This is a genomic window from Fictibacillus arsenicus (assembly GCF_001642935.1).
Taxonomy (GTDB): domain Bacteria; phylum Bacillota; class Bacilli; order Bacillales; family Fictibacillaceae; genus Fictibacillus; species Fictibacillus arsenicus_B.
In genome coordinates this window covers 3,291,521-3,313,286 of the sequence record NZ_CP016761.1, presented here as the reverse complement: position 1 = coordinate 3,313,286, position 21,766 = coordinate 3,291,521, and the positions used below count along the sequence as shown (strand labels likewise).

26 protein-coding genes are annotated in these 21,766 nt (G+C 38.6%); 23 read left to right on the top strand and 3 right to left on the bottom strand.

The genetic code is table 11. The annotated features are described in order from the left end of the window. Nucleotides 1-8: 8 nt before the first annotated feature. Complete coding sequence (locus tag ABE41_RS16985; RefSeq protein WP_066292901.1) at nucleotides 9-740, top strand: response regulator; 732 nt, start codon at nucleotides 9-11, stop codon at nucleotides 738-740. Between the two features lie 224 nt (nucleotides 741-964). Here the strand turns inward: ABE41_RS16985 and ABE41_RS16980 are convergent, their stop codons facing one another. After that, nucleotides 965-2,767: an ATP-binding protein gene (locus ABE41_RS16980; RefSeq protein ID WP_066292899.1), complete on the bottom strand. Its 1,803-nt coding sequence runs from the start codon at nucleotides 2,765-2,767 to the stop codon at nucleotides 965-967. Between the two features lie 152 nt (nucleotides 2,768-2,919). Between ABE41_RS16980 and ABE41_RS16975 the strand changes: the two genes are divergently transcribed. From ABE41_RS16975 to ABE41_RS16900, 16 genes are all read left to right on the top strand, one after another. Next, nucleotides 2,920-3,843, top strand: coding sequence for an ROK family protein (locus tag ABE41_RS16975; protein ID WP_066292896.1), 924 nt, complete (start codon nucleotides 2,920-2,922; stop codon nucleotides 3,841-3,843). Nucleotides 3,844-3,981: 138 nt separating this feature from the next. Next, entirely contained in the window at nucleotides 3,982-4,830 is an 849-nt protein-coding gene (locus ABE41_RS16970) for a DegV family protein (RefSeq protein ID WP_066292893.1), read from the top strand. A gap of 48 nt (nucleotides 4,831-4,878) precedes the next feature. Further along, a complete protein-coding gene (locus ABE41_RS16965) occupies nucleotides 4,879-6,375 on the top strand; it encodes an ATP-dependent helicase ComFA (protein ID WP_066292889.1) in 1,497 nt (498 codons plus the stop codon). Nucleotides 6,376-6,599: 224 nt separating this feature from the next. Beyond that, entirely contained in the window at nucleotides 6,600-7,082 is a 483-nt protein-coding gene (locus tag ABE41_RS16960) for a ComF family protein (protein WP_156774302.1), read from the top strand. Nucleotides 7,083-7,162: 80 nt separating this feature from the next. Beyond that, entirely contained in the window at nucleotides 7,163-7,558 is a 396-nt protein-coding gene (locus ABE41_RS16955; RefSeq protein WP_066294936.1) for a TIGR03826 family flagellar region protein, read from the top strand. 97 nt (nucleotides 7,559-7,655) lie between these two features. Then, nucleotides 7,656-7,922: a flagellar biosynthesis anti-sigma factor FlgM gene (gene flgM / locus ABE41_RS16950; protein WP_066292880.1), complete on the top strand. Its 267-nt coding sequence runs from the start codon at nucleotides 7,656-7,658 to the stop codon at nucleotides 7,920-7,922. A 9-nt stretch (nucleotides 7,923-7,931) separates the two neighbouring features. After that, a complete protein-coding gene (locus ABE41_RS16945; RefSeq protein WP_066292877.1) occupies nucleotides 7,932-8,387 on the top strand; it encodes a flagellar protein FlgN in 456 nt (151 codons plus the stop codon). A gap of 20 nt (nucleotides 8,388-8,407) precedes the next feature. Continuing rightward, on the top strand, nucleotides 8,408-9,910 hold the full coding sequence (gene flgK, locus ABE41_RS16940; protein WP_066292874.1) for a flagellar hook-associated protein FlgK: 1,503 nt from the start codon (nucleotides 8,408-8,410) through the stop codon (nucleotides 9,908-9,910). A gap of 10 nt (nucleotides 9,911-9,920) precedes the next feature. Further along, nucleotides 9,921-10,817 (top strand): flagellar hook-associated protein FlgL, encoded by an 897-nt coding sequence (gene flgL, locus ABE41_RS16935; RefSeq protein WP_066292871.1) that lies wholly within the window; start codon nucleotides 9,921-9,923, stop codon nucleotides 10,815-10,817. Nucleotides 10,818-10,884: 67 nt separating this feature from the next. Further along, on the top strand, nucleotides 10,885-11,466 hold the full coding sequence (locus ABE41_RS16930; protein WP_066292868.1) for a DUF6470 family protein: 582 nt from the start codon (nucleotides 10,885-10,887) through the stop codon (nucleotides 11,464-11,466). A 5-nt stretch (nucleotides 11,467-11,471) separates the two neighbouring features. Next, nucleotides 11,472-11,915 (top strand): flagellar assembly protein FliW, encoded by a 444-nt coding sequence (fliW, locus tag ABE41_RS16925; RefSeq protein WP_066292864.1) that lies wholly within the window; start codon nucleotides 11,472-11,474, stop codon nucleotides 11,913-11,915. A 3-nt stretch (nucleotides 11,916-11,918) separates the two neighbouring features. Then, nucleotides 11,919-12,146: a carbon storage regulator CsrA gene (csrA, locus tag ABE41_RS16920; RefSeq protein ID WP_066292859.1), complete on the top strand. Its 228-nt coding sequence runs from the start codon at nucleotides 11,919-11,921 to the stop codon at nucleotides 12,144-12,146. A 142-nt stretch (nucleotides 12,147-12,288) separates the two neighbouring features. Next, the gene (locus ABE41_RS16915; protein ID WP_066292857.1) at nucleotides 12,289-14,103 is read left to right on the top strand and encodes a flagellin N-terminal helical domain-containing protein; all 1,815 of its coding nucleotides are present in this window, start codon (nucleotides 12,289-12,291) and stop codon (nucleotides 14,101-14,103) included. Nucleotides 14,104-14,169: 66 nt separating this feature from the next. Further along, entirely contained in the window at nucleotides 14,170-14,538 is a 369-nt protein-coding gene (locus ABE41_RS16910; RefSeq protein WP_066292855.1) for a DUF8042 domain-containing protein, read from the top strand. A gap of 21 nt (nucleotides 14,539-14,559) precedes the next feature. Then, complete coding sequence (locus ABE41_RS16905; RefSeq protein WP_066292852.1) at nucleotides 14,560-14,736, top strand: YjfB family protein; 177 nt, start codon at nucleotides 14,560-14,562, stop codon at nucleotides 14,734-14,736. A gap of 95 nt (nucleotides 14,737-14,831) precedes the next feature. Continuing rightward, complete coding sequence (locus ABE41_RS16900) at nucleotides 14,832-15,137, top strand: DUF5658 family protein (protein ID WP_066292851.1); 306 nt, start codon at nucleotides 14,832-14,834, stop codon at nucleotides 15,135-15,137. Nucleotides 15,138-15,181: 44 nt separating this feature from the next. Here the strand turns inward: ABE41_RS16900 and ABE41_RS16895 are convergent, their stop codons facing one another. Then, on the bottom strand, nucleotides 15,182-15,772 hold the full coding sequence (locus ABE41_RS16895; RefSeq protein ID WP_066292849.1) for a hypothetical protein: 591 nt from the start codon (nucleotides 15,770-15,772) through the stop codon (nucleotides 15,182-15,184). On the opposite strand from ABE41_RS16895, the gene ABE41_RS16890 reads away from it, so the two are divergent. Further along, a complete protein-coding gene (locus ABE41_RS16890) occupies nucleotides 15,767-15,955 on the top strand; it encodes a hypothetical protein (RefSeq protein ID WP_066292846.1) in 189 nt (62 codons plus the stop codon). The genes ABE41_RS16895 and ABE41_RS16890 overlap by 6 nt on opposite strands. After that, nucleotides 15,955-16,710, top strand: a complete 756-nt coding sequence (locus tag ABE41_RS16885) for a hypothetical protein (protein ID WP_066292843.1) — start codon at nucleotides 15,955-15,957, stop codon at nucleotides 16,708-16,710. Before ABE41_RS16890 ends, ABE41_RS16885 begins: the two co-directional genes overlap by 1 nt. A gap of 37 nt (nucleotides 16,711-16,747) precedes the next feature. Here the strand turns inward: ABE41_RS16885 and ABE41_RS16880 are convergent, their stop codons facing one another. Then, nucleotides 16,748-18,658: an acyltransferase family protein gene (locus ABE41_RS16880; RefSeq protein WP_437435455.1), complete on the bottom strand. Its 1,911-nt coding sequence runs from the start codon at nucleotides 18,656-18,658 to the stop codon at nucleotides 16,748-16,750. A gap of 268 nt (nucleotides 18,659-18,926) precedes the next feature. On the opposite strand from ABE41_RS16880, the gene flaG reads away from it, so the two are divergent. The 4 genes from flaG to ABE41_RS16860 are packed head-to-tail and all read left to right on the top strand — an operon-like array spanning nucleotide 18,927 to nucleotide 21,590. Further along, nucleotides 18,927-19,265, top strand: coding sequence for a flagellar protein FlaG (gene flaG, locus ABE41_RS16875; RefSeq protein ID WP_253805369.1), 339 nt, complete (start codon nucleotides 18,927-18,929; stop codon nucleotides 19,263-19,265). Nucleotides 19,266-19,286: 21 nt separating this feature from the next. Further along, nucleotides 19,287-20,807 carry a flagellar hook-associated protein 2 gene (locus tag ABE41_RS16870; RefSeq protein WP_066294933.1) on the top strand — a complete coding sequence of 507 codons (1,521 nt, stop codon included), beginning with the start codon at nucleotides 19,287-19,289 and terminating at the stop codon, nucleotides 20,805-20,807. A 31-nt stretch (nucleotides 20,808-20,838) separates the two neighbouring features. Then, nucleotides 20,839-21,240, top strand: coding sequence for a flagellar export chaperone FliS (fliS, locus tag ABE41_RS16865; RefSeq protein WP_066292838.1), 402 nt, complete (start codon nucleotides 20,839-20,841; stop codon nucleotides 21,238-21,240). Continuing rightward, nucleotides 21,240-21,590, top strand: a complete 351-nt coding sequence (locus ABE41_RS16860; protein WP_066292837.1) for a flagellar protein FliT — start codon at nucleotides 21,240-21,242, stop codon at nucleotides 21,588-21,590. Before fliS ends, ABE41_RS16860 begins: the two co-directional genes overlap by 1 nt. Nucleotides 21,591-21,766: the final 176 nt, after the last annotated feature.

Here is a 21,766-nt window from a genome sequence, read left to right as displayed (position 1 = left end):
GTTCACACATGAATAATGTTAATGTGTACGAAAATAACGCCTCAGCACCTGAGAAAACGAGAATAGCTATTATTGACGACCACCGTTTGTTCCGTGAAGGAGTAAAACGCATTTTAGATATGGAAGATCAGTTCTCTGTTGTAGCTGAAGGTGATGATGGTTCAGAAGCGGAAAGTATCGTCCGCGATCACAATCCAGATGTAGTGCTTATGGACATCAACATGCCGAACATCAACGGCGTAGAAGCAACTCGCCGTCTTGTGGAGAAGTCTCCTGACACGAAAGTTATCATCCTTTCCATCCATGATGATGAGACCTATGTATCCCATGCGGTTCAGACAGGAGCATCAGGCTATCTTTTAAAAGAGATGGACGCAGATTCATTGATTGAGGCAGTTCGCGTTGTAGCAGATGGTGGAGCTTATCTTCACCCGAAGATCACGTATAACTTGCTGAACGAATTTCGCCGATTATCTACAACGAACAAAACACAACAAAACAAAGCTGGGTTTGTAGAAGTGGAATACCGCAAGCCATTGCACATCCTAACACGCCGTGAGTGTGAAGTTCTTCAGCTTTTAGCTGACGGACGAAGCAACCGTACGATTGGGGAAGAGCTGTATATCAGTGAAAAAACAGTTAAGAACCACGTAAGTAACATCTTGCAAAAGATGAATGTAAACGACCGTACACAAGCTGTTGTTGAAGCGATCAAAAACGGCTGGGTAAAAGTACGTTAATTTATGAGGAAAGAGAAGACCTTCGAGTGAGAAGGTCTTTTTTTGTGTCCAGATGAGATTCTGGGGTTTGTGGCAGTGTGTCGACTCGCGAGTATATAGTAATTCTCGTGAAATTAGTGTAAAATCTCGTGAGATTAAATCGCATTCTCGTGAGAATATCCTCTATTTCCGTGAGATTAAGATCAGCAGTCTATAGTATATTCACTTTAGGAGAAATAACCCTATTAAACACTGCTCGTTTCAAGCAATTTTGTATCTTCTTTTGCAATATTCACTGGAAACTCAAGAGATACCGTCGTCCCACAGCCCTCTTGTGATTCGATGTTCATCTTGCCGCCATGATGCTGTGCGATTTGATAACAGATCAGAAGACCAAGACCAGGATTACTTTCCTTTGTCGTATAAAAAGGCTGTCCAAGCATGGGTTTTATGTTATCTGGAATGCCAGTACCATCATCTTGTATTGAGATGTGAATGTTTTCACTGTTTTGTTTTAGGCTGACGGAAATTGTTCCCCATGAAGGGATGGCTTCCAGCGCATTTTTTAAAATATTTAAAAACAGCTGGGTCATCAGGTTTTCTTCACATTTGAAAAAGACAGGGTTATATGGCAGATCAAACTGAAAAGTAGTTGTATGAAAGTCTGCTTCATCATCTAAAAATTTCAACGAGCGTTTAAGTACTTCATTTAAGTCATGCTCTTTTTGAATAATCATGTGAGGTTTAGCCAAAATCATAAGCTGGCTGATGATGAAGTTAATTCGTTCTGTTTCTCGAAGCATAATTCCTAGGAAGTGATTTTTTTCATCAATAGAATCTTGTGAGAGAAATAGCTGTGCAAAACCTTTTATCGATGTGAGCGGATTTCGTATTTCATGGGCAAGACCGGCAGCAAGTTCACCGACATATGCAAGTGTTTGAGCCTTTTCCTTAAAATTCTGTGCCTCATAAAATGAAGTCATATCTTTTGCGATTCCGATAACGGCTGTAATGGTATTATTCAGCGAATAAGGCAGGCTTGTGATTTCAAGCTCCACTTCATGGCCATCCTTATGATGAATCGTCAGTGGATGTTTAACAGTTGCACCCTCCATAACTCTTTTTAAGAAGTTTAATGAATTTTGGATTTGATTTTCTTTTAACAAGTTTGTGTAAGGCATTTTTTGAAGTTCTTTGAAAGTATAGCCCGTAATGATCTCAATGGAATTGTTCGCCTTGATAAAATTCCGATCAGGACCGATTACAAAAACACCTTCAGGGTTAAGGTCGAAAAGTGAATTATAACGATGCTCACTCTCTAAAAGTTCGATTCGCTGCTGAACGATTTTTTTCTGATCAAGCTGCTCTAATATATACAGAATCAATACAATAATCGTTGCCCCTAATACCAGTAAGGTGGAAAGAATATTTATGTTTGAAAGAGGGAATTCGTTATGCCAATTAAACGTAGGTGTCCCGCCAACCAATGCCATCTCACCGATATAATGCATAAGATTGACTCCGCTTGTCAGTGATAGGCTGGCTATAATAAGTCTAAACTTAAACGCTTGTAAAAGGAGAATTCGAAAACCAATCCAAGAAAAAAGGAATGCAGAGGTGACTGATAACAGAATCAAGGGTAAGTCTGTCTGAAGAGGCATATGGACATGCATAGATAGCAAACCGATTGAATGAACTAAAATTAATCCGGCTCCAAAAGTAATAACAGGAGCCCAAGTTTTTTTTGGAAGCTTTTGCACGTTATACTGAAGAAGGTAGAAAGAGACATAAGAAAATATAATCCCCACTGCAAAAGCAAGTAACATGGTCTGGAGATCATAATACATAGTTACAGGACTTTGAATGGACAGCATGCCCATGAAGTGTGTCGCCCACACAGCAATACCCATTGTAACGGAACCTAAAATTAAAAATCGGTGCTTCGTTTTTTGCTCTTCTGACCGCTTTTGAGTCCACTCTATGGAAACCAGTGCGAAAAGAAAACAAACGAATAGAGATAAAATGACAATGTATAGATTATGATCCAATGGTTCTGAACCTCCTTTTTTCCTATGTCACATTGTAATTTCTTCCAAATCCGACAATTTCCTTCTTCTTTCGAAAAAATATTTTTTAAAAACTTTAAACTTTATTGTAGTGAATAAAACAGTTTGTTATATATTGAACGGTGGTGTAAAGTATGAAAAAGAAATACATTCTAGCTGCAGATGTAGGAGGAACAACCATTGAATGCGGGCTGTTTGATGCTGATGGTGAGCTGTTAAATGCTAAAACGCTAATAACGGGTGAAGTCATTTTGTCAGATGTTGCAGAGTGTCTGGCAGAAGAAATGAAACGGCGTATTAACGAGCAAGGAATAACGATGGAAGAAGTGTGCTGTGTAGGACTTGGTGTTCCAGGATTAGTTGATACCCGAACTGGAATGGTTCTAAAAGCACCTAGCCTTAAGTGGAATCGTTATCCGTTAGGTGAAAAACTGCATGGTATTCTTGGGATTCCTGTTTTTGTTGGGAACGATGTGAACACAGGACTCTTAGGGGAAGTAGAAAAAGAAAGTTTGAAAAATGTGAAACATGCTCTTTATTTTATGATCGGAACAAGTATTGGAGCGGGATTGCTCATTAACGGAGAAGTTTATGCGGGAAGCCAGTTTTCAACAGGTGAAGTTGGATATATGGTGACGGATAAAGATGTCTTGATTGATGGATTCACGCCGGCTCGTCCTGGATATGGGTATTTAAGTACGCAGGCGGGCGGGTTTGGGATAGCTCTTAAGTATAAAGAAGAAACGGGAAAATCCGTAACAACTAAACAATTGTTTAAACTGGCTGAAAAAGGAGATCGAGCTGCAGAAAAGGTTATTGATGATGCGGTTAGACATCTTACAGTGGCTATCATAAATGCAGCAGCAATTCTGAATCCAGAAGTGATCTTATTAGGTGGGGGCGTTGGCAGCGAGCTAACTCCATACTTAAGTAAAATAGATGAAAATCTCGAAAAATATGTACCTGTTAAGCCGGAATTAAGAATTTCAACTATGCAAAATCGCTCAGTTTTGTATGGTGCTTATGCGTTATGCAGCAAACACTTAAAAGACCTTTAAAATAGTTAAAGGATACAATGTTAAAAAGGCGAATACAAAACTAAAGAGAAAAGAGAATTTGGTGAATTACTTTTCCTGATGGTGTACACTGTTAAAGGTAACGAAAACAAGATTTTTGCATAAGAGAGGACTAAAAAAATGAGCAAGGTAGCCGTCATTACAGACAGTACTTCATACATACCCGAACATATCCGCAGTGAAAAGAACATTGTAATGATTCCGCTCAACGTGATTTTTGACAATGAAACATACAAAGAAGAAGCAGAAATAAAAGTTGATGATTTTTACGAAATGGTCAGCCGTGAAGAGAAACTGCCGAAGACTTCACAGCCCGCGATCGGTGAGTTAGTCGAGCTATTAGAAGAACTTTCTAAAAACTATGATGAAGCAGTTATGATTACATTATCTAGCGGTATTAGCGGAACGTATCAGAGTGCGGTCGCAGCAGGTGAAATGGTAGAAGGCATTACCCTACATGTGTTCGATTCTGAAATCAGCTGTTCACCACAAGCGTTTTACGTGTTGAAAGCTTCAGAGCTTGCAAGTAAAGGTGCTAATGGATACGACATCATGAACGAACTGCTGCAGATGAAGAGTAACGGAATCCCGGCGTACTTTTTAGTGGATGATTTGAATCACTTGCACCGCGGTGGTCGATTGAACACAGCGCAGCTTTTTGTTGGGAATCTATTGCAAATTAAACCGATTCTTCATTTTGATGATAAAAAGATTGTTCCATTTGAAAAAGTACGTACAAAAAAGAAAGCGTTGAAGCGCATTTTTGATTTGATGGATGAAGATTTGAAGGCTGATGAAAGAGCAACAATAAGTGTCATACATGCGAAACGTGAAGACGATGCAGTAGAGATTGCAGAAGAACTTCGCGGGAAGTTTGTAAATGCAGATGTATCGATCAGCTATTTCGGACCGGTGATCGGTACACACCTGGGTGAAGGTTCACTCGGAATCACTTGGATAAAAGAATAATATTGGAGAGATGAATATGCATTCTCTAACACATCAGGAGACAACTCAATGAGGTTTGTCTCCTATTTTTTAAACGATCGTTTAATAGTTGCTCCTGAAACACTTGTAGAAAACCTCGATTTCACGCCAGTTCCGTTTGGGGAACTTCCTCAAATAGAACCCCAACTTCTGAATTCCTCGTTTAAGTATGATGAAAAACTCCAGCAAGTCCTCTATGGAAAGATGCTTCTTTTTGATGAACTTCAACTTCCTTTAAAAACAATACAAGAACATTTTGAGAATGGTTTTGTCATGTACAACCAAGGTGTTATAAAAACCAAATATGGGTGGCAATGCAAACGATGCGGCAATGAAAAATATCATTTGTTTGCTTCTTTTTCCTGTTTTCGATGTAAAAGCGAAAACTGTGTATATTGCCGTAACTGCATTATGATGGTAAGAGTAAGTGTGTGTTCGCCTCTTTTATCCTGGATAGGTCCAGATGTGAAACATAAATCAGATCATCAGTTAATGTGGCGAGGGGAACTTTCCGCAGGACAGCAAATTGCTTCTGATTGTTTTGTTGAACAAGTTGGCAATAGTGGAGAACTATTAATTTGGGCAGTATGTGGAGCGGGAAAAACTGAAGTTCTATTTCATGGAATAGAAAAAGCATTGAAGATGGGATTACGGGTTTGCATCGCAACACCACGTACTGATGTCGTTTTAGAACTCGCACCCCGTATAAAAGAGGCTTTCCCAAATACTTTGATCGTCAGCTATTATGGCGGATCTAAAGAAAGAGAAACACCCGCACAATTAGTTATCTCAACCACGCATCAGCTCTACAGATTTAAACAAGCGTTTAATCTTATGATCGTTGATGAAGTCGATGCTTTTCCATATTCCTACGATAAGACTCTTCAGCATGCAGTTTCAGGTTCCGTGCGAAATGATGCTCTTCGCCTTTACCTTTCAGCAACCCCCTCCGGAAAGATGAAAAAACAAGTCACTCAAAACAAACTACCGTGTGTAAAAATACCGATCCGATTTCACGGGTTTCCTCTGCCTGAACCGAAGATGGTATGGAGTGGAGAGTGGAAGAAGCGTTTAGAAAGAGGAAAGTTACCTCCTGCTTTTTTGAAATGGATTAAATCGCAAGTTGTCAGTGAAAGACGGGCAATGATTTTCGTGCCTTCTGTATCCATCATTGAAAAAGTAACTGAACTGATAAGAGGGCATGTTGAAGTAATCGTCGATTTTGTTCATGCAGAAGATCCACTAAGAAAAGATAAAGTAGCAAGGTTTCGGCAAGGTGATATACAGCTTTTAGTTACAACGACGATTTTAGAGCGGGGTGTAACTGTACCATTTTTAGATGTAGTAATTTTCGGGGCTGATCATGAAGTGTTCTCTGAAAGTGCACTTGTTCAAATGGCAGGCAGAGCAGGTAGAAGTAAAGATGATCACAATGGACAGGTACTCTTTTTTCATTACGGCAAATCTCTGAGTATGTTGAATGCAATAAAACATATTAGGCACATGAATGAGGAGGCGGGATTTTGAGCTATTGCCTATATTGTCATCAATCATATTCAGAAACATGGTCTTGGGTAGCATTTTTTGGATTAAAAACTGAACCTTTATTATGTCAATCGTGCACTGTGAAACTGGAGTTGATCAAGGGGGATATTTGTAGAATATGCGGACGATCATTTTCATTATTTCCCGAGCAATATCGACAGGGTGATTCTTGTTACGACTGTATTCGGTGGGAGGAAGATGAAGAATTGGCAGGAGTCCTGCAGCAAAATCGGTCACTTTATGTCTATAACGATTTTTTAAAAGAAGTTATTTCAAAGATAAAGTATCGCGGTGATGCAGAATTGGTGAAGGGCTTCTATCCAGTTATGCGCTCTAAGCTAAAGGGTATTTCCGGAGATACAATTCTAGTACCAATTCCTCTTAGTAATGAGCGACACTATGAAAGAAGATTCAATCAAGCGGACATAATCGCACGAGGTTTTAATAGAGATGTTCATAATTTATTAGAGAGAAATGCTCATGAAGAGAAACAGAGTAAAAAGAATCGTCTTGAGAGAATGAAGAAAAAGGACAACCCCTTTATAGTAATAGATAATAATTCAATAAGAGGTCATTCCGTTTTGTTAATTGACGATGTTTACACAACCGGCAGTACATTGCGATATGCGGCTAAAGTCCTGATAGAAGCTGGAGCCATAAGTGTTTCTTCCATTACATTAGGAAGGTGAAAATAAATCGATTGTCACTGTTAAAATCTCGTTAGCTGTCTCCGATAAAAAGGAGAGATAGAATGCTAAGGAGCGGTTTTATGGGCAACTTGATGAACTGTCCGCAATGCGGAAAACTATTTATAAAAACTCTGCGAGATAATTGTGATGTGTGTTATCGTGAAGAAGAAAAACAGTATGATGATGTATACAAATTCATACGCAGAAGTGAAAATCGAAACGCTACACTACTTGATGTAAGTGAAGGCACAAAAGTACCTGAGAGTAAGATTATTCAATTTATTCATCAAGGCCGAATAAGAGTAAAAGGTTTCCCGAACTTCAGCTATCCATGTGATGGATGCCAGAAACCAATTAACGATGGTCGTCTATGTGAAGAATGTAAAAACAGAATCAAAAGCGATCTGTCTATTGAGGATTTTATTAAGAAAAAAGCAGAGGAAGCATTACCTTCTTACCATACTGATGACAATTAACCTAATTTTGTTTCATTCCTTAAAGATTTAACACATTTAGCCGATACTCTAGAGTAAGAGAGTTCGGTTTTTCTTTTAAAAATGAGGTGACTAAAAAATGCGCATTAACCATTTTAATTCTATACAAAACAACCCATACAAAAAACAGACACAAGATGTGAAACAAGAGACAGTTCAGTCTGCATATAAAAAAGATGAGATTCAAATTTCAGACGAGGCAAAAAAGCTTCTGTCTTCTTCTAAGTTTGAACAAGAGCGTGCTGATAAAGTGAACGAAATTAAGCGACAAGTTGAGAGTGGAAACTATCAAGTCGACGCTTCGAGAGTTGCAAAATCTATTCTAGACTTTTGGCCTAAATCCTAGGAGGACTCCATGGAAACTGCACAAATGACATCATTGCTGGAGCGTTTATTGAAATCCCACGAAGAGCTTCTTACACTAGGAGACCGAAAAACGGATGTATTAAAGCTTGGTGATATAAAAGCACTTGACGTTCTATTAAAAGAAGAAGATCTTCAAGTGAAAAAATTGAAGTTGATTGAAAAAGAACGACTACTTAAGTTTGCAAATGTTACTTTAGGTGATGTGCTTGAACAGGCTGAACTCAATGAAAAGGAAAACCTTTTACAACTGCAAAAGAAATTAATTACTGCTTATGAAGCTCTAAAAAGCAGAAATGAATTAAATCAAGAGCTGTTAGAACAGTCTCTTCAATATGTAAATATGTCATTAGGTATGATTCAGCCTGAACAAGAACCAACCACATATACGAAAAGGGCAAACCCATACCAATCCAACTCGACTTCTTTATTTGATTCTAAAGCTTAACCCATACGGAGGAATTCAACATGCGTTCAACTTTTCACGGTCTTGAAACAGCTCGCAGGGGGATGTTTACCCAGCAGACTGCTCTTCAAGTAACAGGAAACAATATATCTAACGCCAATACACCAGGTTATTCGCGTCAACGCGTAAACTTCGAACAAACAGAGCCATACCCAGCAGCTGCTATGAACCGTCCAAATATTCCAGGTCAAATGGGAACAGGGGTGAAAGCCGGCTCTATTCAGCGTGTCCGTGAAGGTTTCTTGGATGTTCAGTTTCGAACGGAGAACAACAAGTTAGGTTATTGGGGTGCGAAAGCTGAAGGCCTTGAAAAGATGGAAGACATCATGAATGAGCCTTCTGATAATGGGCTTTCTAAAACGTTAGACCGGTTTTGGCAGTCTTTGCAGGATCTTGCTGTGAATCCAGAAGATTCAGGAGCAAGGTCAGTCGTTCGACAAAGAGGGATAGCGGTTGCTGAAACATTTAATTACCTTTCAAACTCGCTATATACAATTAAGAAAGATATGGAAAGTCAAATTGATATAACGAAATTAGAAGTTAATTCCTTAACGACTCAGATTAATAATATCAATAAACAAATTAGCGAGATTGAACCACATGGTTATCTTCCTAACGATTTGTATGACGAAAGAGACATGCTGGTTGATCGTCTATCAGAATTAGTGAATATCAAAGTTACTTCTGAACCATCTAGTGATGATCCTTCACCAATGGCAGCAGGCAAGTATACTATTGAACTAATAAGTGGTGATGGTACACAAAGTCTTGGGAAACTTGTAGATGGTGCAGCTTTAGCTAAAAGTGATGTTAATTACAATATTGACAGTACAACAGGAAAACTTACTAAATTTACTCTAGGAGCACCTCCTTCTGATATTACTACTCTAAAAGTAGGAGGGCGTCTTTCCGGCTTAACAGACTCTTTTAATAACACATATCCAACTATGCTAAATGACCTGGATAAGCTAGCTAAAGGTTTTGCAGTGAAATTTAACGAGGTTCATAGCAATGGATATTCACTTACTAATACAACAAACATTGACTTCTTTGCTCTGGAAATTCCAGGGGCAGTTTCTGAAGAGATTACATCTACGACTCCAATAGCAGGTTTTGCAAGTCGTCTTACCATTCACGATGATATTAAAAATAAAATCGAAAATATTGCAGCGGGATTAACCACATCTGATGGTGATGGAGATAATGCTCAATTACTTTCAGATGTTAAAAATGACTCGGATGTAAAACTAAAAACAACTTATGAAGGAATGATTGGAAGAATGGCTGTTGAATCACAAGAAGCTGTTAGACTTATGGATAATTCAAATGTCCTAAAATCAGCAGTAGATTCGCGAAGACAGAGTATAAGCGGAGTATCATTAGATGAAGAAATGACTAACATGATTCAATTCCAGCATGCTTACAATGCTTCTGCTCGAAATATTACAGTTATTGATGAAATGCTGGACAAAATTATTAATGGCATGGGTGTTGGAGGAAGGTAGGTGCAAGTAAATGCGTGTAACTCAATCAATGTTATCAAATAACATGCTACGACATATCAGTCAGGGCTATGAGCGCATGGCGAAAACACAGGAACAACTGTCAACAGGTAAAAAAATCAGCCGTCCTTCAGATGATCCTGTTGTTGCCATGAAAGGCATGTCCTATAGAACAAATTTAACAGAAGTGGAACAATATAAACGTAACTTATCGGAAGCATACAACTGGATGGAGAACAGTGATGCTGCCTTAGATAAAGCAACGAGTGTCATGCAGCGAATTCGAGAACTTACAGTTCAGGCTAGTAATGGGACTTTGGAAGATTCACAGCGCCAAATTATTTCAAAAGAAATCGGACAATTAAAAGAGCATCTAGTTTCAATAGCAAATACTCAGGTTGCCGGTAAATATATTTTTAATGGAAATGATACAACCACACAGCCAGTAGACTTTTCTAAACCAAATCCTGTATCGCAAAACGGGAATCCAGTTAAAATCGAGCTGTCAAAGGGTATCGATATTGCTATTAACGTAAATCCGAAAACTATTTTCACTTACACAAGTGGTTCTACTGATAGCGGATTGTTTGGTGACATTATGGAACTTGAGAAAGCATTAAATAGTACTAACCCTTCAGATATCGATAGTTTTATAGGGAAATTAGATAAAAACTTAGAAAAACTTGTTTCAGAACGTGCAGAGTTAGGTGCGCGCTATAACCGAGTTGAGTTAATCGATGCACGTGTAAGTGAACAAGAAGTCATTGCGAATCGAATCCTTTCTGAAAATGAAGATGCTGATATTGAACGAGTTATTACAGATTTAAAAATGCAGGAAACTGTCCAGCGTGCAGCACTTGGAGTGGGTGCGAGAATTATTCAACCTTCTTTAATGGACTTTTTACGGTAAATCTTAAAAGAGCTATCCTCGTGATAGCTCTTTTCTTGCAGTAACTACTTATTAGGAGGGGAAACTAGTGAACTTTCCTCAAATAAGATTGGAAACTACTTTTGGACAGATATCTATAACTTCTCAAAAGGCAGTCCAAGAAATTAAACAACCACCAGCAGAGTTGTCTATTAAACAACCAAAAGCTGAACTAGAAATTGACCGTACGCCTGGACAGCTTACTATCGATCAATCAATAGCCAGAGAAGATATGGATTTAAAGAATATTTCGAAAAGAATAGAAGAGTTTGCTCAAAAAGGTTACGAGGACTGGTTAGCCGGTCTTGCAAGGATGTCTCAAGAAGGAGACGACCTGATGAGAATTGAAAATGGTGGTAATCCGATAGCAGAGCATGCGAAAACAAACAGTGAAGGTCCAATCTATGAATTCAATATTGGTTTTATTCCTTCACCTAATAGTGTAAAAATAGATTATCAGCCAGGAAATGTAAACATAAATTGGAATACAAACAAACCGGAAATTGATGTAAAGCTAAACAAACTAACTCATACTTATACGCCTGGAACAGTTAGTATTGATTTGATACAAAGACCATCTTTATCCATAGACTTCGTAGGTCTGTTTATTGATGAAAAAAGTAAAGGGTGAATGCTATGATAATTCATACGAAATTTGAAGAAACAATAGAAGTAGATGAAAAAGACATCATACATTTTGAGCAAGGTCTGCCAGGGTTTGAAGATGAAAAAAACTTTGTATTAATTCCTATGGAAGGAACACCATTTTCAACGCTGCAGTCGGTATCAACAAGAGAACTTGCATTTTTTACAACAAATCCTTTTTTGTTTTTTAAAGAGTATGATTTTGAAATAATAAAATCTGTACAAGAGTACCTTAGAATAAAAGATGTTTCAGATGTAATGATCCAAGTAATCCTCACCATTCATGAACCATTGGAAAAGTCTACTGCTAACTTGCAGGCACCATTGGTTATTAATTATAAAGAAAATTTAGCGAAGCAAGTTGTTTTATTAGATACTACATACGGAACACGTCACGAGTTGAATGAATCTAACTTAATGGGACAGGAGGGTTAATGAATGCTTGTATTGACCCGCAAACCAAAAGAAGTCATTAAAATTGGAAATGACATTGAGCTTACTGTTTTATCCATTGATGGAGATCAAGTTAAGTTAGGAATTTCTGCTCCAAAAAATATCGAAATTCATCGTAAAGAAGTATTTGTTTCCATCCAAAAAGAGAACAATGATGCAGCTAGTACGTCAATAGATACTTTTCAAAAATTAAAAAGTTTAAAAAAGATATAAAACAGATTAAAGATACATCTTTTAACTCCGATATAACTTATGTAGAGACAGAGAGTGCTTTATCGGCCGTATAAGTATTCTTTTCTCAATAAGCATCCAACCACAAGGACGTGGGTGGAACACATTCAAGGAGGAAAAAGAAATGAGAATTAATCACAATATCGCTGCACTTAACACGTATCGTCAATTGAATACGGCAGCTACTGGACAATCTAAATCCATGGAAAAATTATCTTCAGGTCTTCGTATCAACCGTGCAGGAGATGAAGCTGCAGGTCTAGCAATCTCTGAAAAAATGCGTGGGCAAATCCGTGGATTAGAGCAAGCTGGACGTAATGCTCAAGACGGTATTTCTATGATTCAAACAGCTGAAGGAGCTCTTAACGAAACACACGACATCCTTCAACGTATGAAAGAGCTTGCTACTCAAGCAGCAAACGGAACAAACACGGATTCTGACCGCGCTGAGATTCAAAAAGAAGTAAATCAATTAACTTCTGAGATTAACCGTATAGGTAACACTACTGAGTTCAATACTCAAAAATTACTTGATGGTGGTGCAGGTGCTAATAAAACAGCTTTGGGAAGTAATGAAGCTGCAGGTACTGCTGGTCGTGGTGCTACCGTAACTTCAACGCAGGGGGCAACAGCTGTTGCAGCTACTGGAGATTTGACACAAGCAGATTCAGCTATTTGGGTTGGAGATGCGGCTACTGGTGTAGCTTTCAGTTTGGCTGCCGGAGGAGCTAATAATACTGCATTAACTGCGTATAATGCAGGTACGGCAAACACTGCTGAAGATTTCAAAAGTCTTTTAGAGAATTTAACAGATGCAAGTGGATTAGTTAAATTGGGAGATTTAGTAGATGTAAATGTTACCGATAACGGAATTGTTTCCTTCACAACAAAGGAAACAGGTGTAAATGCTAAGATTACTATTGCAAATGAAGCTGGGTCTGGTGCAGCAGCTGCATCAACATTAACTGAATTAGGTTTACCTGCTACCCTTGTACAAACCGATTCATTTGTAGGCGTAGATGGAACAGCAGCAGTAGTAACTGGAAATGAATTAGATACAACAACAACATATGGTGCTGAATCAAATCAGATTAATGCAGATACAGCATTTGGTAAAAAATTTGACGTTACAATTAATGGGGAAACTTATAATGTAACAATTGATGAAGCGTCTATTGCAGCTGGTCTAACTGGTGGGGCTACTGAAGCTAATCTTGTATCTACTTTAAATGATGCTTTAGATAGAGCAGTAGATAAAGATGGTAATACTGTAGATATCTCTGGTGATGTAGTATTTTCTGCTTCAGCTGATAATGAAATCACACTTACAATGCAAGCTGGGACAGTACCGGATGACGGTACTACTCCAATGCTTAAATTATCCGGTGATTATGCTGCAACCTTATTAGGTGGCATAACAGATGGTAAGAATACAGTAGGTGGAACTTTTACTACAAAATTCCAAATTGGTGCAAGTAATGGTCAAAGTTTCCAAGTGGACGTACAAGATATGCGTTCTCAAGCACTTAATATTTCAGGTACAAATTCAGGTGGTTCGCATGAAGATGTTGCCGGGGCGAAATTTACAGCAGTTACAAATGTAACTAATGGAACAAACAATGATGCAGTTGAATACGCTCTTGATGTATCGACACATGAATCTGCTACTGCAGCAATCGAAGTTTTAGATAATGCTATCCAGTCAGTTTCTGCTCAACGCTCTCAATTGGGTGCTTACCAAAACCGCTTAGAGCACACAATCAACAACCTTGGTACATCCGCTGAAAACCTAACGGCTGCTGAGTCTCGCATCCGTGACGTTGATATGGCTAAAGAAATGATGAACCAAACTAAGAACTCTATTCTTTCTCAAGCTGCTCAAGCTATGCTTGCTCAAGCTAACCAACAACCTCAAGGAGTTCTTCAACTTCTTCGTTAATCATTAATTATTATAAAAGAGATCTTAGTTCGTCTAAGGTCTCTTTTTTTACAAAAGGAGAACAACATGGAAAATTACATAGATTTAATGAAACAAGTGTCTGAGTTGTCAGATTCCGCTTTAGAAGGTTTAGAGCATGTTAAACAAATGCTTAATGAAGGTAATATCGAGTCTGCTTTGATTCTTTCTGGAGATTTTACTCAGGCTTTTTATCAGATGGAAAAAACTTGTGGATTAATTGCAAAGAATCAACTTTCGGATGAACTAAGAAACCAAACGATTTCGTTGCGCGAATCTATTAATGTACTGGTTTCTGCGTTTGAGGTATCTCAATATTCTAGAGCACAAGAAGTCATTCAATTTAATGTATTACCAGCCTATAAAAAATGGCAGTCTTTACTGCAAGGGGATTTTCGTCAATATATCTTGAATTAATAGTTAAGTGAGGTGTATCACATGGACATTGCGGCATTATCCATAGCTATGAATCAATCACAAGTCCAGCAGCAAGCCAGTATTTCCGTTATGAAAATGGCAATTAACACAGCGGAGCAAAATGGTGCTGAACTAACAAAAATGTTGGAACAATCCGTTCAACCACACTTAGGAAGTTCAATTGACTTAAAGTTGTAACACTCTTGGCCCTTTTAGGGTCTTTTTTTCATATATAAACATACTAACAAGCATGCTTTGGATATATTCCTAGTAAGAGAGGGGTGTATTCAATCATGAAAGCATATCAGTTCCAACCTCATTTTTGGATCTGCTTAGGTTTGGGCTTGTTAAATATGTTAGATGCTGTTGTAACTCATGTTTTGCTGATGAATGGCGCTAGGGAACTTAATCCTTTGATGAACACTCTATATGCTTATCATCCCATTTTGTTTTTGTTACTGAAGTTTGTTTTCTCTGTTCTTGTTATATGGTATGGATTTTTTCCAGTTCATAAGAATGTAAGAAGACTGAGTTTGATTGCCTTCATTATTTATAGTTGTGTGGTTGGATGGCAGCTCTTTTTATATTTTTCAATGTAAACAAGTCTTTCCACAAACGGTAGGAAAGACTTGATGATAAGAGTTTAATGCATTTCACGCTTCACTACCGACACATCTAAATCCTTTACAATCGGCAGCCCTTCTGGAGGATTCTTTATAAGTTCAGGATTATAGATTACTCGCAGTCTGGATTTAGAAGGGGAGATGTTTTGCTGATTTTCTGCGTATTCCTCTTCATACCCTATAAGGAGTGATCCCCAGTAAATCGGATCACCCCGACGAACTTGGCCTCTTGTTGCGTTCAGAACTACCTTTCTTCCAAAGATGCCTCCTTGGATTTCAAGGTTGGAAGATACCCCGTAGATCTCCATTAATTCTTCCGAATAGAAAAAGCCCCTTATAGTATTTGGTTCGTCCCCATAAACGTTATTATTTGAAATTTCAATCGCATCTTTTCCAAAGATGACCAGGGATGTTTCCGTTCCGTCATCTTGAAGTCCTTGTATCCGTGAATAACGAATGGTAGTTTTGCCTGTCACGTAGATGGTTGAATTAAATTTCACATTTGCTCCGATTAAATTTAGGTCTCCATCTACATAGAGAGGGCCATCTATTTCAAATTTTTGATAAAGATCACTGTCGTTTCTGAACTCTAGTGGATTGCCAACTTGCACGAGTTGACAAATTCACGTTATTTAACCGAAGCTAAGATTGAAAATATGGAAACTACCAATTTTGAAGAAGTTGCTGAAGGAGAAGATTTGACAGAGCTTAATGGGTATTTACCAAGGTATAGAGCTCAATACAAAATACAATTCAACAAAGATCATTTACATGATTTAGCAGGTGGAGAATAATGAGAGATAAGGATAAGCGTTTATCATATGTTGGCATTGCAGCATCTATCCTGCTTTTAGCTAGTGGACTTTATGGATATTTTGGTGTTCTTGCTCCCCTGCATCAAAAAGTCGAAACGGTCAGTTCAGAAATCAAACAACAGCAAACGTTCTTAGAAAAAATGAACAAGCCTCTCCATGAATCAACACCGGTTTTACTGGAAAATACATATTCTCTTCAAGAAGAAGTCCCTGTAAAACCTTTAGTTGACCAGCTCATTCTTCAATTTGAAAAAGCAGAGACCCTGTCTGATAGTTTGATCGTAACGATGGATTTTAGCGACAGTAAAATCAGTACCACTCCCAAAGAAGAAACAGATGATCCTTTAAAAAAAGCGGGAGAAATTCTTTTAGATCAAACAAATTCATCTGATGGAAAAGAATCGTCATCACCCGAAGCTTTACCTGAAGGGGTTCAAAAGATTACGGTTGAAATGTCGGTTGTGTCTAAAAATTATGAAGGCTTGCTAAAATTTTTAAGCACGATTAAGGACTTAAAACGAATTACGGTCATTGAGGCGATCATTTTTTCTAGCTTAGATGAAATCGAACTATCTTCACCAGAAGTGAATCATGACCAGTTACAATATGAAGTAACCGTGGCTGCCTATTACTTGCCTGAACTTACCGTGTATTTAAAAGACCTGCCAAAAGGGGGATTTCCAGCTCCAGACGGAAAAGAAAACCCGCTTATCAATGGTGATGAAGAAGAATAGAAGAAGCCAATCACTTGACCCGTGATTGGCTTTTTGTTTATTTGATATGATCTATCAGATATTCCGCGTAAACTCTTGCACCTGTTAGTGTTAGATGAACACCGTCATTTCCAATGCAATCGAGGTGAGATTCACTAAAAGTAAACCAATCTACCACTTTCACATTTTGATACCCTCTGGCAACCTTTTTGATGGTCTCGTTAATCTCATTTTGCCACGGTTTTGGTACACGTGTAGTGATCATGTAAATCTCCCGGTCCGTTCCGATCTCTTCTATTAACTCAGCTAGTTTTTTATCTGAAAGCGGTCCGTTTGCTCCAAGTTCAATGACAACGATCTCTCCTAAGCTGCCACTGCTTTTCTTTTGCTTCACAATGTCTTCAGCTTCTCGAAATTGACGGCCAATTTTTGCGTCAACTTCCACCTTGTTAAAGGCTTCTTCAAGGTGTGGGATTACATCGTTCATGACTGAATCCCCAATTACAGTAACGGATTTGTTTTCCGAAACGGGTGGAGCTTCAATTGGAGGTGTTTTCTCTTTCGGTTTTTCCTCTACTTTTGGTGTTTCAGGTTTAGAATCGGGTTTATTTATCTTATTCTCTGTAGGCGGTTCAGCTTCTTTACCGACCTTTTCTTGGATCGCATTAATCACATTGTCTTTACTAAGCGCAACGGATGTTGTTGTGAGTCCAATGGTGGAAATGGCAAGAAAAACGCACAAGATACTTGCTGTTGTGACAAAGCGTCCGATAAACGATATTTCGCGTCTCCATTCACCGTGTTTAACAACTCTGCAAAACTTGGTTAATGCGCCTTTACGAATCGGATTTTCAATGAACATCCATGAAAGACTTGCAAGTACTAGTATTAAAAACAGCTGAAACGCGGTCCTCACCAGGCTTGGTGAATCTGCTCCCCATTGAGGGCTCGTTAACACAATCACTGGAAAATGCCACAAGTAGATTCCATATGAGCGGACGCCAATCCAGCGTAACGGCTTAAAACTTAACCATGTGTTCAACTTACTTGAAGGATGAACGATTACTGCGACTACAAGCAATGAGGCAACGGATATCGCCACCATACCGCCTTGATAGAGAAATTCCTGATACTGGTCCGAGCTCCAGAACATGTAGAAAATGAAACTTAAAGCGAATAGACCGACAAAATCTAGTTTCCACCGTATTTCAGATGGTAAGCTGGTTGATAGTTTTCGGCTCGGCCAGATGACAGCCAGACTTGCCCCAAGTAATAGCGAAAAGACACGGGTATCCGTTCCGTAATAAACCCGGCTTGGATCCGTTCCTGGTTCGTACAACATGGTCATCGCAGCAGCTGAAGCGATAGCACCTAATAGAATAATAGAGAAAAGTGATCCTTCTTTTACTTTAAGCTTCAAGACCAAAACGATCAGGAGCGGCCATAGAATATAAAATTGTTCTTCCACTGCCAGCGACCAAAAATGTGTCAGCAGGGAAGGGGGACCGAAACTCTCAAAATATGAAAGGTCCTGGAAAATGTACCACCAGTTGCTGACGTAAAGAATAGCGGCAACTGTATCTTCCTCTAGTCGATCCAACATTGACTGCTCAAAGATCGTAACCCACGTAATGACCACAAGAAGCATCGTAAACATGGCTGGTAGGAGCCTGCGAGCTCTTCTTATCCAAAAGTTTTTAAAATTTATCCGATTGGTAGTAACGAACTCCGCAATTAATAGATCTGTAATCAAATAACCAGATAGAACAAAAAAGACGGTTACTCCAAGTAAGCCTCCAGCTGCCCAATCAAAATTTAAATGATAGGCAATAACAGCAAGAACAGCAATGGCCCGCAAACCATCCAGACCTGTTATGTATCTATTTTTCAGAGGTTGTTCAATGGCTGTTCTCTGTTCTTTATCAGACCGGTTGCGTTTCTTTAGATGTTTTTTTTGATGGTCTTTCATTACTGCCATTATCCTCTCGTTAGAATTATTTTAGGATTTTATTTATTGGTTCATTTATTTTTAGGATTTAAATAGAAAGGTAGTTATTGTTATTTTTATTTCATTAATCTTCTTCAACATCAACTATTTTACAATAAAAAACCGGCTAGTAGAGTAGTTTCATAGAATTGTAATAAAATTTCTTCAGTTTTCTTTTTAAGCTTCTTCCTCAACAATTATTTGTACAATCCGATATAAAACGTAGAGAAAAATAAAAGGGGCGATGAAGGTGGAACTACAATCAATTAGTTCTCCTGTTTTTCAAAAATCTGAGCCTGTGCTTAAAAGCCAAAACACACAAGAAACTACTTCTCAAGCCGAAGCTACAGTACAAGTAAAACCAAGTAAAGAGAAGCTAGAAAAAGTAATCAGTGCGATGAACGACATGCTGGAGCCGGCACATACTTCGTCAAAGTTTGTTCTGCACGAAAAACTGAACGATTATTATGTGCAGATTGTGGATGAAGTGACTAAGGAAGTTGTAAAAGAAATTCCGAATAAAAAGTTTCTTGATATGTATGCTGAAATGATTGATTTTATGGGGATTTTCGTAGATAAAAAAATTTAGGGACGGTGATGAACCGTGAGCATGAGAATTGGCGGATTAGCCAGTGGAATGGATATTGACACGCTCGTAGGCGATTTAATGAAAGCAGAGCGTATTCCATTAGATAAATTAGCGCAGAAAAAAACGATGCTCGAATGGCAGCGTGATGATTATCGTTCGATGAATAAACTATTAGAAGAATTAGATCGTACTATTTTTGACGGAATAGCTCTGCAGGGGACTTTTAACAAGAAAATGGTTACGAGCACAAATCCAAATGCAGTCTCTGCAACAGCTTCGGGTAGTGCATCGAATATTACATCGACAATTACAGTTAAAGAGCTCGCAACTGCGAGGAACTGGGTATCAGGAGTCATCCAAGATTCTGGAGTTAATGCCAAAGCTACTGATACGTTAAAGGATGTTAATGCATTATTTGGAGTTGATCCTATATCTCTTAAGGTAAATGTGAAAAAACCTGGCAGTTCTTCTTTTGAAGCATTAGCAAAAGAAATAACAATTGATCCAACAAAGGATACTTTAGAATCAGTAGCTAAAAAATTATCTGAAGCAGGACTTGAAATGTCTGCCTTCTATGATGAATCAACTGGTAAGTTTGTTATTTCTAACAATTTAACTGGCTCGGGTTCTGAGTTATCTCTTGAAGATACTAATACGGTAAGTTTTTTTAATAAAATCGGCTTTGGTTCAATGCTAAGTGGAACTGATGCACAATTATTGGAACCTACACCAGCTGTTGATGGTAAGGACGCAGAATTTACTCTAAATGGTCTAACAAATATTAAACGATCTTCAAATAATTTTACAATCAGCGGAGTTTCATATTCATTAAAAGCTTTAGGTACAGCAACAATTAGTTCAACAACAGATACAGATGGTGTAGTCGATTCGATCAAAAATTTTGTGGACAAGTATAATGAAACCATTGAAGCAATCAACAAAAAAACGAGTGAAACTAAGTATCGTGATTTTCCTCCGCTAACAGATGCACAGCGAAAAGACCTTTCTGAGAAGGAAGCGGAGCTATGGGATGAAAAAGCAAAAAGTGGTATGTTGCGAGGAGATTCCATTCTTACATCTAGCATTAATACTCTTCGCCAAAATATGTACGCTACTGTAAATACCGGAGATACAAACTATAATCAGCTTTCTGAAATAGGTATCACAACGACGAATAATTACTTGGATAAAGGTAAGCTGAAAATCGACGAGACAAAACTGCGTAAAGCATTAGCTGACAATCCTGACGCAGTTATGAAGTTATTTACTGGTGATGATGGAATCGCAAAAAATCTTCGTAAAACAATTGACACGACCATTGATAAAATTGAACTAAAAGCAGGTAATGCTCTTCGCACAAACGCACAGTTCACACTAGGCCGTGAACTAACAGACGTGGACAAGCGTATCTCTGCATTCGAAGATCGTTTAGTTCAAGTAGAAGATCGCTATTGGCGTCAGTTCTCTGCAATGGAGCAAGCGATTCAGCGATCGAATCAACAATCTATGTACTTAATGCAACAGTTTGGCGGCGGACAGTAATCTTTAAACCAAAAAGGAGTGTTACCTTTACATGTCCATACTTAACGCGAACAAGGCGTATCAGAATAACTCAGTCCAAACGGCGTCACCCGGCGAGTTGACGCTCATGCTCTATAACGGATGTTTGAAATTTATCGGTCTCGCGCGTACGGCGATCGAGATGAAGAATACAGAAGAAAAGAATAAAAATCTATTAAAAGCACAGAAGGTCATTCAGGAATTGATGGTTACGCTGAACATGGATCTGGAAGTTTCCAAGTCTTTGATGCAGATGTACGATTACATTAATCGCCGTCTGATTGAGGCAAACATCCAAAGCGATGTTGAGATCCTGGATGAAGTGGAAGATTATGTGCTGGATTTCCGAAACACTTGGAAAGAAGTAATCCAGATTAACCGCCGCATGCAGCACGGCGAGGCTGGGCGCGTGTAATGTCAGCAGTTAAGATTTTATTGGAGATTACGAAAAATCTGTTTGATCATGTGAGTAAAGGACTTCCAAAAGAAGAGCGCGAACCTTACATCGAAAGGTTGAATGAGCTGCTCGATCAGCGTCAGGCGATCATGGATAAGCTGCCTAGTGAGTATTCAGACGAAGATCAGCGTATGGGACAGATGATTGTAAAGATGAACGAGACAATCGAACCGCTGCTGGTGCGCCAGTTTGAAGAAATTAAGCACAACTTATCGATGATGAAGAAAAAGAAAGAAAAGAATGTCCAGTACGCGAACCCGTACCAGACGCTATCGGCGGATGGGATGTATTTTGATAAGAAAAATTAAGGAAACCTTAGCTCTGAGTGGGCTAAGGTTTTTGTTTTGATTAGAGTAGCGTGTCGAACTGTGTCGCCGTGCGAGTATATTTTATTTTTCGCGAGATTCGTAAAGATTTTCGTGAGAATAAGTTCCATTTTCGCGAGAATAATTCACATTTTCGTGAGATTGCTTACCAGACAGCA